Origin of the sequence: Collinsella aerofaciens (assembly GCF_039752775.1) — a bacterium.
Taxonomy (GTDB): Bacteria; Actinomycetota; Coriobacteriia; order Coriobacteriales; family Coriobacteriaceae; genus Collinsella; species Collinsella aerofaciens_R.
The window spans coordinates 16,256-32,065 of the sequence record NZ_JBDMGT010000002.1 but is presented as its reverse complement, the minus strand read 5'-3'; the positions used below and the strand labels follow the sequence as shown (position 1 = coordinate 32,065).

Here is a 15,810-nt window from a genome sequence, read left to right as displayed (position 1 = left end):
CATGGCCGAACCCACGCTTTTGCCCGAGCGGCTTCAGTACCGCCCGACCAAGATCGAGCTCGACGAGAGCATCGAGAAGGCCAAGGCGACTCTTCTTAAGAAGATCAAGCGCTCGGTGTACGTCTACCGTGTCGACTGCGGCGGCTGCAACGGCTGCGAGATCGAGATCTTCGGTTCCATCACGCCCGTCTTCGACGTCGAGCGCTTTGGCATCAAGGTCGTGCCTTCGCCCCGTCACGCCGATGTGCTGCTGTACACCGGCGCCGTGACGCGTGCCATGCGCATGCCGGCCCTGCGCGCCTTTGAGGCCGCACCCGATCCCAAGATCGTGGTGTCCTATGGCGCGTGCGGTTGCACCGGTGGTATCTTCTACGACAACTACTGCGTCTGGGGCGGCACGGACAAGATTCTGCCGGTCGATGTCTACATCCCCGGCTGCCCGCCCAGCCCCGCGCAGACCATCTACGGCTTTGCCATGGCGCTCGGTCTGCTGGGCCAAAAGCTCCATGCCGAGACCACGGTGGAGGCCGCCGGCGAGCAGGCCGATATCCTGCACCCCGGCGTGCCGTACAAGCTGCGCGTTGCCATCGAGCGCGAGGCTCGCGCCATGAGCGGCTACCGTTACGGCCGCGACCTGGCCAACGAGTTTATGGATACGCTCGAGGGCGCGCCCAAGGGCGATATCCGCGGTGCCATGGCGCTGCTCATCGATAAGCAGGACGATCCTCGCCGCGTTGAGGTCTACTCGGCGCTGCAGGATCTGGTGCTGGCCGGAGGTCGCTAGATGGAGCTCACGGACCGCTCTGGTTACTTTGCGGGTCCCGGTATGCTCGGCGGCTCCTTTGGCGATGCCTTGCGCGCAAGCGACGAGGCCGCCGAGGGCGTCGCCGACCCCTGCCTGGGCCATGCGCCCGACCAAGTGGTCTTTTACGAGCTCACGCGTAAGTTTGTGGAGACCGAGGAAGACGTTCCCCAGGAGGCCTGCGACGTGCTGTACTACACGCTCGCCGTGGGCCACCACACCGGCGTGCTCGACTGCTTTGAGCCGCGCCTGTCGGTGCCGGTGGATGTCTTCTATTCGCTCGTCGACGCGCTGCCGGAGGGGGAGGCCAAGACCAAGTTCGAGGCCATCCGCTCCTTTGGCGAGTGCCAGCTCGACAAGGCGGCGGTGCCGTCGCTGCTCGAGGCCTGCGATGCGCTGCTCGACGAGCGCGGTTTTCGCGGGTCGGCCAAGGCCGGCATCTCGGTGTTCGACGACGACTTTGGCCTGCATGCCCAGCAGGTCGCGTTTCTGATGAAGTTTCGCGATCTGGTTGAGCGCGTGCGCGATGTGTCGGGCGTGTATCTGACGGGAAGGTTGCAGTAATGGGTCGCGTTGTAGATGGACGTGTGAACGGAGCCCCGTTTGCGGGTATCGTGCTCACGGCGGGAAGCGTGCTGCGTGCCGACGATGCCGCCGGCCCCGTGCTCTCCAAAAAGATGGAGGACGCGCCCATCGCCGGTTGGTACACCATCGACGGCGGGCAAACGCCCGAGGACGACATCATCGAGGTCAAGCGCGAGCGTCCGCCGCGTTTGGTTTTGGTCGATGCCGCCGACATGGCGCTGCCCGTCGGGTCCATCCGCTTGCTCGACAAGCGCGATGTGGCCCGCAAGTCGATGTTCACCACGCATTCGCTTCCTTTGTCGATTCTGATCGAGGAAATCGAACAATCGTGTGATGATATCGTCTTCGTTGGGATTCAGCCGGGCGACACGGAGTTCTACAACCCCATGTCCCCGGAGGTCTTTGACGCCGTCGACGCCGTGTACGACGCCGTGGCCGCCAACGACTTTTCCCACTTTGTCCGCTTGGGGCAAGAGTAATAGGAGCGCTTGTCCCTGCTGATTAGGAAAGAAGTGATTGACATGGCAGATTCCAAGGCAGAATATCCCGCTCCCGATTGCCTGGCGCCCGCCGCGATCGAGGCCAAGACCGAGGTCGCCGGCGTGACCAAGGCCAACCTGCCGGTCGCAAAGGCCTTTCTGTTGGCAATGTTCGCCGGTGCGTTTATTGCCTTCGGCGGCCTGTTCTTTACCGTGTTCTTGAGCGATAGCACGCTGGGCTGGGGCGCTCAGCGCGTCGTGGGCGGCCTGTGCTTTTGCCTGGGCCTGGTGCTGGTGCTGGTGTGTGGCGCCGAGCTGTTTACCGGTAATTCGCTTATGGTCTGCGCGCTCAAGAGCAAAAAAATCACCCTGGTCCAGATGCTCAGGGCATGGCTCGTCGTGTGGCTTGGTAACTTTGTCGGTGCCCTGTTCATCGTCTTTTTGGTGTACATGGCCGGCATTTACAAGCTTAACGGCGAGGCGGTCGCCAATTCCATGGTGAGCGTCGCCGCCGGCAAGGTGACGGTCGACTGGGTGACGATCTTCTTCCGCGGCATCCTGTGCAACATCTTTGTGTGCCTGGCCGTGTGGATCGGTACCGCCGGCAAGACCGTGGTCGATAAGGTTGTGGGCATTCTGCTGCCCATCGCCGCCTTTGTGGCCTGCGGTTTTGAGCACTGCGTTGCCAATATGTACTTTTTGCCCATGGGTGCCGTGATGCACGCGTGCGGCTATGGCGCCGACGTCGCCGGCGCCGATGCGCTCAACGCCGCGGGCATTGCGTTTAACCTGTCCGCCGCCACGCTGGGCAACATCGTGGGCGGCGCGGTTCTGGTCGCGCTCGGCTACTGGTTTATCTACGCCAAGAAGTCCGAGGCGTAAGGTATCGCCTGTTTGACGTTGGGCCTCCCGCGGGGCGTTGCCGTGCGGGAGGCTTTTTTGGCCTGGGGCTCGTTCCCGGGCTGTCGGTCTGTTGTGTTTGGCTTGTGAAAGGGGTAATCGAGATGGCATCTGCTGTGAAGCGTGACGGTCGCGCCGTGGTGACCACATGCGGGGGATGCTATGCCGATTGCGCCTTTGCGGCACGCGTTGAGGGCGGTCGCGTGGTGGCTGAGTTGCCGGTGCCGGGGCATCCGTGCGCGGCGCGCGCCCTGTGCGCCCGCGGACGGCATCGCCTGGCAATGCCGTTTGACGAGCGCGACCGCATCGTGCACCCCATGCGACGCCGCCGGGATGGCTCGGGGTTTGATGCGATTACCTGGGACGAGGCGTTTGCTCAGATTGCCGAGCGTCTTTTGGGGATTGTTGACGAGTGCGGGCCTCGTGCGCTGGGCATGACGCTCGGCGTTCCCTCGTTCGACCGCTACTGGGCCTATCGCCTTATGCATGCGCTGGGTTCGCCCAACGTGTACGGTGCCGATGGCGCCTGCGAGGTAAGCCGTCTCACCGGTTGGGAGCACAGCCTGGGCTACAGCCCCGCCTCCGACCTGGCGCACACCGATTGCATCATGTACCTGGGGCGTTCCATCGTCGATTCGTCGACGATGGGGACCGTTGATGCGCTCAACGATGCCCGTCGCCGTGGGGCGAAGATTATCGTGGTCGACCCCCGGCGCAGTGGCTCGGCTGCGCTTGCCGACCGCTGGCTGCGCGTGCGCCCGGGCTGTGACCTGGCCTTGCTGCTGGGCATTGCGCATGTCTTGATTGCCGAGGGCCTGTATGACCACGAGTTCGTGACCCGCTATACCACGGGTTTTGGCGAGCTGGCGCAGGCGGCTGCTGTTTGGACGCCCGAGTGGGCCGAGTCGATGTGCGACGTGCCGGCCGCAGAGATTATCGCGACGGCGCGCGATCTGGCTGCCGCCGCGCCTGCCGCTGTGGTGGATGCGGGCTTTCATGGCGGCATCGGTATCGCGTATGCCAATAGCACCCAGACCGCGCGCGCGATTTGTCTGATCGATGTGCTGCTGGGCTGCATCGGACACGCGGGCGGTGCCCTCAACCCGCCCACGCCGCTTGCGTTGGGCGATTTGGACCCTGCGCGTTTTGCGACGCCGTCGATGCCACGTGAGCCCAAGTTGGGGTCCGAGCGCTATCCACTGGTCGATCCGGTGCGCGGACTGTGCACGACCATCGGTCAGTCGATTCTTGCCGGCGATTTGCGTGGGCTCATCGTCTATGCCAGTAACCCCGGTGCGGGCTATGGCAATGCGCAGGCTTGGTTGGGTATTTTGCAACAGCTCGACTTGCTCGTGACCGTTGATATTCGCTGGTCCGAGACAGCGCGCGCTTCTGACTTCGTGCTGCCCGACGTGACGTATCTGGAGGCCGACCGTGGCGTTGGAACGGTGATAGGCACCAACGATGCGCGCGTGTTCTACCGCAACGCCGTGCTGCCTGTGCAGCATGACGACACACGTCCCGGTCGGGAGATTTTTGCCGGTCTGGCGCAGGCGTGTGGCGTGGGCGAGTATTTCCAGTTTACGTCTGACGATCTGGCGGCTGCCCAGGTGGCGCCTTTTGGGATCGATCTGGACGAGCTCAAGGAGCGCGGCTGGGCCGATACGGGCGTGGCGCTGCCGTCGCGCACGGGTGAGCCGGTGATTCCGCTTGCCGGCGGCAAAATTGCGCTGGCAAGCGACGTATGGGAACGAGTCGGCATGGGTCGTGTGCCCAACTGGATTGCGCCCATGGTGGAGCCCGGCCCGGGGATGTTTCGCCTCATTAGTGGCAACCGTCCCTTTGAGTCGCACACCTCGCGCAGGCTTGCGGCTCAAGGTGCCGCCGAGGCTGGATCGGACCTGGATGCCGTGCAGATGAATGCCGATGCTGCTGCGCACATGGGCATCGCCGACGGCGAGATCGTCGAGCTCGTGAGCGATATGGGCCGCGACCGCGTGCGCGTGGAGACGACGCCGTATCTGCATCCGGCGTGCATCTTCACCTCGGCCGCCCCCGGTGGGCGTTCGTTTGGCGCCGATGCCGGCGGCGCTCAAGCCTTGGGCGTCGGCCCGCTCGACCATACACCGTTGCGTTGGGACCCGTTGACGGGCGCCGCGCTCACTCAGGAAAACGCCGTTCGCGTGGAAAAGATCGCGGCGCGCGAGGATAATAGCGATTGATTGACTCAGCCGATCGAATTGGCTGATAGTTTGACGTTCGAACGATTGATTCACCTTTGGTTTTGAAAGGCCGCACATGAGCGATAGCCAGAACATGTCCGATGAGGTACGCGCCCGCCTTCGCGCTATTCCTTCCGTCAACGAGCTGCTTGCCGAGTGGCCGGTGGTGAAGGCGGCGGGGGAGACCTGCGACGCGGTGGTCCATGCTGCCGTGACGGCCGAGCTCGACGAGGAGCGCGCCGCCATTCGCGCCGGTGCCGCCCCGCGCTCTAAGCGCGACCTGGCCTCGGCCATTGAATTTCGTGCGCACCGCTCCGCGCTGCCGAGCCTGCGTCCCGCAGTTAACGCCACGGGTGTGGTTATCCATACCAACTTGGGCCGCGCCCCGCTCGCGGAGTCGGTCGCCAAGGCCGTGGCCGAGGTTGCGCGCGGGTACAGCACGCTCGAGTACAGTGTGGACACCTGTTCGCGCGGATCGCGCAAAGAGCATGCCGCGCAGCTCATCCGCTCGCTCACCGGTGCCGAGGACGCGCTCGTGGTCAACAACAACGCCGCCGCGGTACTGCTGGTGCTGGCGACCCATGCCGCAGGCAAGGAGGTCATCGTCAGCCGCGGCGAGCTTGTCGAGATCGGCGGCAGCTTCCGCATCCCCGATGTCATGGCGGCTTCGGGCGCCAAACTCGTCGAGGTCGGCGCCACCAACCGCACGCATTTGGACGACTATGAGCGCGCCATCACGCCCGATACGGCGATGATCCTCAAGGTCCATCCTTCCAACTATCGCATCGAGGGCTTTCACGAGGAGGTGGGCTCTCGGGAGCTTGCCGCTCTGGCCCACAAGCATGGCCTGCTGTTCTACGAGGACCAGGGGTCGGGCGCGCTGTTGCCCGACGACATCTTGGTGCGCGGCGGCGAAGAAACCACGCCGGCTTCGGTTTCGGCGGGGCTCGATCTGGTGTCGTGCTCGGGCGATAAACTGCTCGGTGCCGCACAAGCGGGCATTATCATGGGCCGTCGCAATCTGGTCCAGGCCTGTGGGTCACATCCGCTTATGCGCGCCCTGCGCCCGGGCAAGCTCGCGCTGACGGCGCTCGAGGCCACGCTGCGTATCTACATGGACGGCGCCGATGTTGCCCATCGCGATATTCCGGTGCTCAGCATGCTTACGCTGCCGCAGGCCCATTTGGAGCGACGTGCCCGCAAGCTGCGCGATCGTATGGTCGCCGGGCTCGATAAGGCTGGCTACCCGTGTGCCGTTCAGGTGGAGATCGTCGAGGAATCGTCGACCCCTGGTGGCGGCTCGCTGCCTACCGTGGAGCTGCCCACCATGTGCGTTGCCGTGCGCCTCGTCGATGAGCGTCTTTCCGTTGACGCACTCAAGCGCTCGCTCGTCCAAGATTTCGACACGCCGGTCGTCACGCGCGCCTCGCACGATCGCGTCCTGTTTGACGTGCGCACACTCGTGGGTGACCGCGATATCGAGACGGCGGCATCGACGCTCGTCGCGTGCGTTAAGAAGGCGATTGCTCGATGAGTGAGGTTCAGGCGCTGGTGGAGTGTCCCGTTATCGTTGGCACGGCGGGCCACGTTGACCACGGCAAGTCGGCATTGATCGAGGCGCTGACCGGCAAGAATCCCGACCGTCTGGAGGTTGAGCGCCGTCGCGGTATGACCGTGGAGCTGGGCTTTGGCGAACTGGCACTGCCGAGTGGCAAGATCGTCGGCCTGGTCGACGTGCCGGGCCACGCGCATTACCTGCGCGCCATGGTGCAGGGTGCAACAGGCATCGACGTTGCCGTGCTGGTGGTCTCTGCCGTTGAGGGTGTAATGCCGCAGACGCGCGAGCACGTGCACGTGCTGGAGCTGCTGGGCGTCACGCATATGGTGGTGGCGCTGACGATGTGTGACCTGGCCGATGCCGAGATGACCGAGCTTGCCGAGCTCGATGTCGATGACTTTTTGTCGGGTACCGTGTTTGCGGGCGCGCCGATTGTGCCCGTGTCGTCTAAGACGGGCGAGGGGATCGACGGGCTGCTTGCGGTGCTCGACGAGCAGGTAAGTGCCTGCTGGGATGCTTGCCGTGCCCGTGCCGAGCGCACCGATGCCGCGCCGCGCCTGCCGATTGACCGCTGCTTTACGATTAAGGGCGTCGGCACTGTCGTAACGGGAACGCTGCACGATGCGCCGGTTGCGGTGGGCGACGAGCTGATGGCTTTGCCGTCGCGTACGGTCTGTCGCGTGCGCGGGATTCAGGTGCATGGCGATACGCCGCGCGCGCTGCCTGGTCAGCGTGTGGCGCTCAACCTAGTTGGTGACGGTGTCGCGGCGCTTGACCGTGGCGAGATGCTGGGCGTGGCGGACCGCTTTGGCCAGACGTTGCGCTTTATGATGACGTTCACCTACCTGGGCCGCGAGGGCACCAAGCCGCGCGTGCTCGAGTCGGGCGCGCGTGTGCATGTGATGGCCGGCACGGCCGAGGTCGTCGGCCGTATCATGCTTTTGGAGGGCGAGGCCCCCATGGCGGTGGGCGAGACCCGTACCGTGCAGGTGCGCTTGGAGGACCCGCTGCCGCTGTGTGCCGGAGACCATGCCGTGGTGCTGTCGTATTCGCCCGTTATGCTCATTGGCGGCGGGCGTGTGCTGCTTTCGCGCTGCCGTCGCTCGCGCGAGCTTTCGGCGGGGGAGCGCACGCTGCTTGCAGCGCTTGAGGCCGGCGATGCCGCGGGCGGTGTGGGCGCTTGGCTGGCGCTGCAGATGCTGCCAGTTACGGCGGTTGATGTTGCCGACGCTTTGGATCTTGGTGTCGGCGAGGTCGATGCCGCACTGCGCGGGTTGGTGTCGCAGGGCTCTGTTCGCAAGCTTGCTGTGGGTGATGCGGACTACTTGGCGGACGCCGTGGTGCTCGACGCCGCGATGGGTGCGCTAGCGGCGACCCTGTCAGCCATGCACGCGGCTGCCCCCAAGGAGACGGGCTTTACGCCCGGCGCCGTTGCCCATGCTGCTTGGCCTACCGCTGACGATACAGTTGCCGCGGCCCTGATTTCCGAGGGCTGCTCGCGTGGCGTGTGTGCCGCCGAGGGTGCCGAGGTATTCGACCCGCACTCCGTTGCCGCCGCGGCGCGTGTGGTACGCGAGGCCTGCGAACGTATCGTTGCCTTGCTGGACGAAGCCGGCCTCGATGCGCCGATATTGCCCGAGGTGGGCGAGCAGTTGCAGCTCGATCGCGACACCATGACGCGTGCCCTGCGCGAGCTTTCGCTCAATCGCTCGATCGTTAAGGTCGAGCGCGACGTTGCCCTGTCCGCTGCCGCCGAGGCCCATGCGCGCGAGCTTGTTGCCGCCGCCATTGAGGCAGCCGGCGGTGCTGCCACCACGAGCGTGCTGCGCGAGGCCCTTGGCGTGTCGCGCAAACGTGCCATCAGCATCTTGGAGCACCTGGATGCCGTGCGCTTTACGGTGCTCGACAAGGACGCCGGCGGCCTGCGCTCCCTGCGCTAGGCCGGTCACTCGCTCCCGCCTCCTCAGTTGCGGTGAAATAGTTCCTGTTTTTGGGGTCTTGCAGCCTAAACAAGAACTATTCCACCGCAACTTCTTGCTCGTCTTTTTGGGATGGAGCCGTTTCGGTTTGGTAAAATACCGCCGCACTTGGGAACGGATGGGCTCCGGTGGGCTCCGCGGTCCTCAAAACCGTTGCGAGGCGTGCAAAACGTCTTGGATGTGTTCGATTCACATACGTTCCCGCCATACACTACCAGCGCTTTTGTGCTCGCGGTCTTGCTGCGTGCCGCAAGGGCGCTGTTTTGTTTTTGTGCGGGTCCGCCGTGTCGTCTGCCTTGTCGCCTACGGTATTTGCCCCGTGCGCTGGGTTTAGAACGCGCCGATGGAGGTGTTTTGCCGTATGACTACCGTAAGACGTGCCGATCTTTCTTGTGTCGTCCAAGCGGGTGGGCTGTCCTCGCGCATGGGTTGCGATAAGGCGCGGATGTTGTTTTGCGGCGAGCCGCTCATCGAACGCGTACTGGGTCGGCTGGCGCAAGTTGCCGGCGAATTGGTCGTGACGACCTCGCGTCCCAGCGAGCTTGCCTATCTTGAGGAGCGCGCGTTTGGCGGTCTGGTGCCGCGTGTGGTGGCGGACCTTGAAGGCTCTGCGGGCGCCATGCGCGGCATCGCGAGCTCGTTGGCTGCGGCTCGGCTGCCTCTCGTGGCGATCGTTGCCTGCGATATGCCGTTTGTCTCGCCGGAACTCATCGGCGCGCTTGCCGGTCATGTTGAGGCCGAGGCGCTCGATGTGTGCGTGCCGCGTGAGGAGCGGGGGATTGAGCCGCTTTGCGCCGTCTGGCGCCGTGACGCGTGTGCGCCGGTTGCCCATGAGCTGCTTGCCTGCGACCGCCAGCGCATTCGCTGCCTGATCAATCGCGTTCAGGCCGGTTATATGGATGAGCCGCAGATCGTTAAGGCCGCGGGTTCGACGCTCTGCTTCGAGAACGTCAATACGCCCGAGGAGTTTGCGGCGGCCGAGTTGCTCGCCTAGACGATTGGAGTTGCCATGTCTCACGATATTTGTCCCGACACGGGAGAACCTTGCACTTGCGATGGGTCCGAGCCTTGCACCTGCGGCCGCGGCGGCTGTGGACATACGGCCGAGGAAGAGGCAGCGGCGGCTGCGTATCGCGATGCACACCGCGAAGGCCCGTCCGGTGATGCTCTCGACCATGAACGCAAGATCATCGTTTCGTTCGATAGCACCTTCGATGTGATGGAATGCGAGCAGCTGTGCCTTGCCGCCGGTGTGCCCGGGCGCATCATGCCGCTGCCCGGCTCCATCACCGCCGGCTGCGGGCTGTGCTGGGCCATGCCGTTCTCGGGCGATGCACTCGCCGCCTTCCGCGCTGCCACCGAAGGCCGCATAACCCCCGCCGACTATCATCAGCTCGTCCTCTAACCGTCAGCACCACCATAAAGGTGCCTGTCCCCAATGTGGTGGTTTGGAACACGTGGACGAAACAGGTTTGAAACACGGGTTTTGCATGTCAGGCACTCAAAAACGCTTCTACCTGCATCGTAATCAAAACGAAACATCCGCTCGTCGGCTTATGCGAAACTTTGCCGCAACAGTGCGATATTATCCATACACGATAAAGCTCGCGGCGCATGGGGTGCCGCGACCAACATTTTCGTTTCCCATCATTGGAGGAAGCATGAGCTACACGCAGAAAGTTCTCGAAGAGCTCAAGGCCCGCTATCCCGAGCAGCCTGAGTTCATCCAGGCCGCGACCGAGATCCTCGGCACCATCCAGCCGGCGCTCGACGCCCACCCCGAGTACGAGGAGGCCGCCCTGCTGGAGCGCCTCGTCGAGCCCGAGCGCATCGTCATGTTCCGTGTTCCCTGGGTCGACGACCAGGGCAAGGTTCAGGTCAACCGCGGTTACCGTGTCGAGTTCAACTCTGCCATTGGACCCTACAAGGGCGGCCTGCGCTTTAACCCGACGGTCACCCTGGGTATGCTCAAGTTCCTGGGTCTGGAGCAGATCCTCAAGAACAGCCTGACCACCCTTCCCATGGGCGGCGGCAAGGGCGGCTCCGACTTTGACCCCAAGGGCAAGTCCAACAACGAGATCATGCACTTCTGCCAGTCCTTCATGACCGAGCTCTATCGCCACATCGGCCCCAACACCGACGTTCCCGCCGGCGACCTGGGCGTTGGCGGCCGCGAGGTTGCCTACCTGTTCGGTCAGTACAAGCGCCTGACCAACGAGTGGACCGGCGTCCTTACCGGCAAGGGCCTCTCCTTTGGCGGCTCGCTTGCCCGTACCGAGGCCACCGGCTACGGCCTGGCCTACTTTGTGGACGAGTACCTCAAGAGCCGCGGCGACTCCTTCGAGGGCAAGAACGTCGTCGTTCACGGCTCCGGTAACGTCGCCATCTACGCCGTCCAGAAGGTCTCCCAGCTCGGCGGCAAGGTGCTGGCCTGCTCCGATACTCACGGCTGGGTCGAGGATCCCGACGGCATCGACTACACCGTGCTCGAGCACGTCTACAACAAGAAGCGCTCCGGCCACGACAAGGGCGTTACGCTCGCTATGTACGTTGACGAGAAGCCCAACGCCGTGTGGCACGAGGGCGACGGCCGTGGCGTTTGGCAGCTGCCCTGCGACATCGCGCTGCCCTGCGCTCGCGAGAACACGCTGCTGCTCGAGGACGCCCAGGCGCTCGTCGCCAACGGCTGCAAGGTGGTCGGCGAGGGCGCGAACATGCCCACGACCATCGAGGCCACGACCTACTTCCAGGAGAACGGCGTCGCCTTTATGCCCGGTAAGGCTGCTAACGCCGGTGGCGTGCTCGTGTCCGGCCTTGAGATGAGCCAGAACGCTGAGCACCTGTCCTGGACCTTCGAGGAGGTCGACGGCAAGCTCGAGCAGCTCATGCGTGGCATGTTCCACAACGTGGACGACACCGCCAAGGAGTATGGCCAGGAGGGCAACTTTGTCATGGGCGCCAACATCGCTGGCTTCCTGAAGGTCGCCGACGCCATGCTCGCCCAGGGCGTCTGCTAAATCTTCGCTCGATATAGCATGTGATGAGGCTCCCAGCCATTCCGGCTGGGAGCCTTTTCTATCCCGGAGGACTCCTCATAACTTGCGGTGATATACGGACTGTTAAGCGTCCCAGAACGGCTAATCAGTCCGTATATCACCGCAAGTTATGGATGGGTGGGTGGATTTTGTCCTAAAACGGTGTGCGGCCCCTCGTTTGGTACACTTAAAAGTACTGGACAAGTGGAGAGATGGGGGAGAACGTGCTCAAGTTCGGTACCTACGTCCGTGTTGGAAACGCGGCCGAAGCCTATGAGCTCTTGCAGAAGAACCGCAACAACAAGATTGTGGGCGGCGGCATCTGGATGCGCCTGGGCTCGCGTCGCGTGGCGACGGCGATTGACCTTTCGGCCTGCGGACTCGATCAGATCGAGGAGACCGAGACCGAGTTTCGCATCGGAGCCATGTGCACCCTGCGCCAGCTCGAGCGCCATGTCGAGCTCAACGCGCTTGTCAACAATGTCTTTGAGTTCGCCGTCCACGATATCGTGGGCGTGCAGCTGCGCAATACCGCCACGGTGGGCGGCAGCATCTACGGCCGCTTTGGCTTCTCGGACGTGCTCTCGGCTTTCCTGGCGCTCGATTCCTATGTTGAGCTGACGGGCGCCGGTCGCGTGCCGCTCGCCGAGTTTGTTGACATGGGTTACGTGCGCGACGTGATCGAGCACATCGTGGTCGTCAAGCACGATTACCGTGCGAGCTACGAGGCCGTGCGCAAGGCCGCGACCGACTTTCCCTCGCTGAACGTTACCGCTGCCTGGTGGAACAACAGCTGGCATGTCACCGTGGGCGCCCGTCCGCTGCGCGCGACCCTGCTGCAGGGCGAGGCATGTGGCCTTACCGCCGAGCAGCCTTCCGAGGATGAGCTGCGCGCCCTGGCCGCGTCCGTACGCGCGCTGAGCTACGGTACCAATCTGTGGGGCTCGGCCGACTACCGCCGTCGCATCTCGGCCCCGCTGGCGATTCAGGCCGTGCGCCGCGCCGCCGGCATCGAGCTTTCGGCCGCGCTTGCCCGCGAGCTCGAGACCGTGCAAGTGCCTAAGTTTGCCACGGACGAGTATTCCTGCCGCCGCGTGCCCGGCGTCGATTCTAGCGAGGTGCGCTAATGGCTGCCAAACTCATCGATCTTTCCTTTACGCTCAACGGCCGTAAGGTCAAGGTTCAGATTGCCCCCGACACCATGCTCTTTGCGCTGTTGCGCGAACAGGGTTGCTCGTCGGTGCGCTGCGCCTGCGAGACCACCAACTGTGGCCTGTGCACGGTGTGGCTCGACGGCGACCCGGTGCTGAGCTGCTCGGTTCCCGCCGCGCGTGTCGAGGGCCACACCATCACCACGCTCGAGGGCCTCAAGGCCGAGTCCGAGGCGCTCGCCCGCGCAATGGCTGCCGAAGGTGCCGAGCAGTGCGGTTTTTGCGCCCCCGGCCTCATCATGAACGTTCTGGCGCTTGCCCGCGCCGCCAAGGAGGACCCAAGCCTCGTCGCCACGCGCGAGGAGCTCTCGCGCCAGCTCGCCGGCAACCTCTGTCGTTGCAGCGGCTACGAGAGCCAGCTGCGCGCCATCGTGCGCTTTCTCAACGAGTCCGGCGTGCAGGTGGGCTTTGAGATGCCCGAGCTGCCGGTCAACGACACCAGCTGCGATGGCGTTTCGTACAAGCAGATCACCCACAAGCAGCCCAAGAAGGACTCGAAGGCGCTGCTCGAGGGCCGTCCCGTCTACACGGGCGACCTGGTGCCCGCCGGCGCGCTCATCGTCAAGCTCAAACGCAGCCCGTATGCCCGCGCCAAGATCCGCTCCATCGATACGTCGCGCGCCCTGAAGGTGCCCGGTGTGGTGGGCGTCTACACCTACGAGGACGTGCCCCAGCGTCGCTTTACCATTGCCGGTCAGAGCTATCCGCAGCCGAGTCCCTACGACCGCCTGATTCTCGAGAACCTCGTCCGTTACCAAAACGAGGAGGTGGCGATTGTCGCCGCCGAGACCGAGGAGGCCGCCGACAAGGCGCTCAAGCTCATCAAGGTCGACTACGAGGTGCTCGAGCCGCTGCTCGACTTTACCCAGGCACTCGATAACGACATCGTGGTCCACCCCGAGGGCGACGTGACCTTTATGTTCCCGCAGGGCGGCGATGTTTCGCGCAACCTGGTTTGCAGCGGTACCAGCGATTTTGGCGACTTGGACGAGGCCTTCGCCCAGAGTGACATCGTCTTCACCCGCACCTACACCAGCCAGGCCACGCAGACCGCGCCCATGGAGACCTTCCGCGCCTTCGCGACGACTGACGCGTTTGGGCGCATCTCGGTGACCACCTCTACACAGGTGCCCTTCCACGTGCGTCGCATGGTCGCGCAGTCGCTTGACATCCCGCAGTCGCAGGTGCAAGTCATTAAGCCGCGCATCGGCGGCGGCTTTGGCTCCAAGCAGACGGGCTGCTGTGAGATCTTCGTGGCGTTCGTCACCCAGCAGACCGGCCGTCCGAGCTACTGCTGCTACACCCGCGAGGAGACCATCACCGCGGGCAATTCGCGCCACCAGATGCAGATGACCGTTAAGCTGGGCGCCATGAACGACGGTACCATCACGGCCATCGACTTGCATACGCTGTCCAACGCCGGTGCGTATGGCGAGCATGCCACCACGACGATTGGTCTTTCGGGTCACAAGAGCCTGCCGATTTACAACCATGTGAAGGCGAGCCGCTTTAGCTGGGACGCCGTCTACACCAACACCAACCGCGGCGGCGCGTATCGCGGCTACGGTGCCACCCAGGGCCAGTTTGCCGTGGAGAGCGCCGTCAACGAGCTCGCCGACATGCTGCACATGGATCCCGCCGACCTGCGCCTTAAGAACATCGTGCGCGAGGGCGAGATCATGCCGCAGTACTACAACGAGAAGCTCAACGCCTGCGCGCTCGACCGCTGCCTGCTGCGTGCGATGGACATGATCGGCTGGCGCGACAAGCCGCTGGCCGTGGACCTGGGCGACCGCGTGCGCGCCCTGGGCTGCGCGCTTACCATGCAGGGCTCGGGCATCTCCAACGTGGACATCGCCGGCATCGACATGCGCCTGGAAGAGGACGGCTTCATTACCATCGGTACCGGCGCCACCGATAACGGCATGGGCGTCGACACGATCTTGGCGCAGATTGCCGCCGAGGAGCTGGGCGTGGAGAGTTCGATGATCGTGGTGCGCGGCGTGGACACCGATGTGTCACCGTTCGACGCCGGCTCGTACGCGAGCTCGGGTACGTACGTGACGGGCCTTGCCGCCAAGAACGCCGCGACCGAGCTGCGCGAGAAGATTTGCGCCAAGGCCGCCCAGATGTGGGACGTGGACGCCGCCGACGTGGTCTTCGATGGCCAGTACGTGCGTCTGTCCGACGAGCGTGCCGCGCGCGAGCAGAATCGCTACCTCACGCTGCGCGACTTTGCCAACCTGTGCGTCAAGAACATCGCGGGCGGCGACGCGCTCACCTCGCATGCCTCTGCCTGCCTGCCCGTTTCGCCTCCGCCGTTTATGGCCGGCATTGCCGAGGTCGAGGTCGACAAGGCCACCGGCAAGGTGACTGTGGTGGACTATGCGGCGGCTGTGGACTGCGGCACTGTGATCAACGAGGCACTCGCGCGCGTCCAGGCTGAGGGCGGCATTGCCCAGGGTATCGGTCATGCGCTCTACGAGATCGTCGAGCACGATGATCGCGGTCGCCTGCGCACCGGCAACTCTATGAGCTACAAGCTGCCCACGCGCCTGGATATCGGCAGCATTCGCGTGGCCTTTGAGCCGAGCTACGAGCCGACGGGCCCGTTTGGCGCCAAGTCGATCGGCGAGGTCGTCATCAACACGCCGCTCGCCGCCGTTGCCTCGGCCGTGGCACACGCCACCGGACACCAGGTTCGCTCGCTGCCGATCACGCCCGAGAAGGCCCTGCTGGGGGAGTAGACGAGGCGACGCATCCGCCGCTCTTTGCCTAGCCCGGGGAAACTGCAGCCCACTTTTCGACCGAATTGTGGGCTGCAGTTTCCGTTTGAGGCCCTCGGCGGAAAGTGCATCCCGGAATAGGGGCTCAAAACGGGTTGCAGTTTCCGGTTGATGGCTATAGCGGAAGCCGCATCCCATTCCGAGGCCCCAAGCTGGGACACGCTTTCCGGCGCATGGCCAGCACCGCCAGACTGCCGAGTCGCACCGAAGTTGCGGTGGAATAGTTCCTGTTTTGGAGGACTGGAGCCCCAAA

At 64.1% G+C, this 15,810-nt stretch carries 12 protein-coding genes and 1 tRNA gene; all 13 read left to right on the top strand.

Going from position 1 to position 15,810, the window contains the following annotated elements; all coding sequences use genetic code 11:
- The first annotated feature begins 1 nt into the window (after position 1).
- The 13 genes from ABHR63_RS00960 to ABHR63_RS00900 all read left to right on the top strand — a co-directional run bounded on the left by ABHR63_RS00960 (position 2) and on the right by ABHR63_RS00900 (position 15,518).
- The gene (locus ABHR63_RS00960; protein WP_346964728.1) at positions 2 to 784 is read left to right on the top strand and encodes an NADH-quinone oxidoreductase subunit B family protein; all 783 of its coding nucleotides are present in this window, start codon (positions 2 to 4) and stop codon (positions 782 to 784) included.
- On the top strand, positions 785 to 1,366 hold the full coding sequence (locus ABHR63_RS00955) for a formate hydrogenlyase maturation HycH family protein (protein ID WP_346964727.1): 582 nt from the start codon (positions 785 to 787) through the stop codon (positions 1,364 to 1,366).
- A complete protein-coding gene (hycI, locus tag ABHR63_RS00950) occupies positions 1,366 to 1,866 on the top strand; it encodes a hydrogenase maturation peptidase HycI (protein ID WP_346964726.1) in 501 nt (166 codons plus the stop codon). The genes ABHR63_RS00955 and hycI overlap by 1 nt, the downstream gene beginning before the upstream one ends.
- A 42-nt stretch (positions 1,867 to 1,908) precedes the next feature.
- Positions 1,909 to 2,748, top strand: coding sequence for a formate/nitrite transporter family protein (locus tag ABHR63_RS00945; protein ID WP_346964725.1), 840 nt, complete (start codon positions 1,909 to 1,911; stop codon positions 2,746 to 2,748).
- A gap of 122 nt (positions 2,749 to 2,870) precedes the next feature.
- The gene (locus tag ABHR63_RS00940) at positions 2,871 to 4,988 is read left to right on the top strand and encodes a molybdopterin-containing oxidoreductase family protein (RefSeq protein WP_346964724.1); all 2,118 of its coding nucleotides are present in this window, start codon (positions 2,871 to 2,873) and stop codon (positions 4,986 to 4,988) included.
- A 76-nt stretch (positions 4,989 to 5,064) separates the two neighbouring features.
- Positions 5,065 to 6,522 (top strand): L-seryl-tRNA(Sec) selenium transferase, encoded by a 1,458-nt coding sequence (selA, locus tag ABHR63_RS00935; protein WP_346964723.1) that lies wholly within the window; start codon positions 5,065 to 5,067, stop codon positions 6,520 to 6,522.
- A complete protein-coding gene (selB, locus tag ABHR63_RS00930; RefSeq protein WP_346964722.1) occupies positions 6,519 to 8,486 on the top strand; it encodes a selenocysteine-specific translation elongation factor in 1,968 nt (655 codons plus the stop codon). The genes selA and selB overlap by 4 nt, the downstream gene beginning before the upstream one ends.
- Before the next feature lie 149 nt (positions 8,487 to 8,635).
- Positions 8,636 to 8,732: transfer RNA gene (locus tag ABHR63_RS00925), tRNA-Sec, on the top strand.
- A 154-nt stretch (positions 8,733 to 8,886) separates the two neighbouring features.
- Positions 8,887 to 9,519, top strand: coding sequence for a molybdenum cofactor guanylyltransferase (gene mobA / locus ABHR63_RS00920; protein WP_346964721.1), 633 nt, complete (start codon positions 8,887 to 8,889; stop codon positions 9,517 to 9,519).
- A gap of 15 nt (positions 9,520 to 9,534) precedes the next feature.
- A complete protein-coding gene (locus ABHR63_RS00915) occupies positions 9,535 to 9,930 on the top strand; it encodes a putative Se/S carrier protein (protein WP_346964720.1) in 396 nt (131 codons plus the stop codon).
- Between the two features lie 256 nt (positions 9,931 to 10,186).
- Positions 10,187 to 11,542 carry an NADP-specific glutamate dehydrogenase gene (gene gdhA, locus ABHR63_RS00910; RefSeq protein ID WP_022095186.1) on the top strand — a complete coding sequence of 452 codons (1,356 nt, stop codon included), beginning with the start codon at positions 10,187 to 10,189 and terminating at the stop codon, positions 11,540 to 11,542.
- 242 nt (positions 11,543 to 11,784) lie between these two features.
- A complete protein-coding gene (locus tag ABHR63_RS00905) occupies positions 11,785 to 12,687 on the top strand; it encodes an FAD binding domain-containing protein (protein ID WP_346964719.1) in 903 nt (300 codons plus the stop codon).
- On the top strand, positions 12,687 to 15,518 hold the full coding sequence (locus ABHR63_RS00900) for a molybdopterin-dependent oxidoreductase (protein ID WP_346964718.1): 2,832 nt from the start codon (positions 12,687 to 12,689) through the stop codon (positions 15,516 to 15,518). Before ABHR63_RS00905 ends, ABHR63_RS00900 begins: the two co-directional genes overlap by 1 nt.
- Positions 15,519 to 15,810 lie beyond the last annotated feature (292 nt).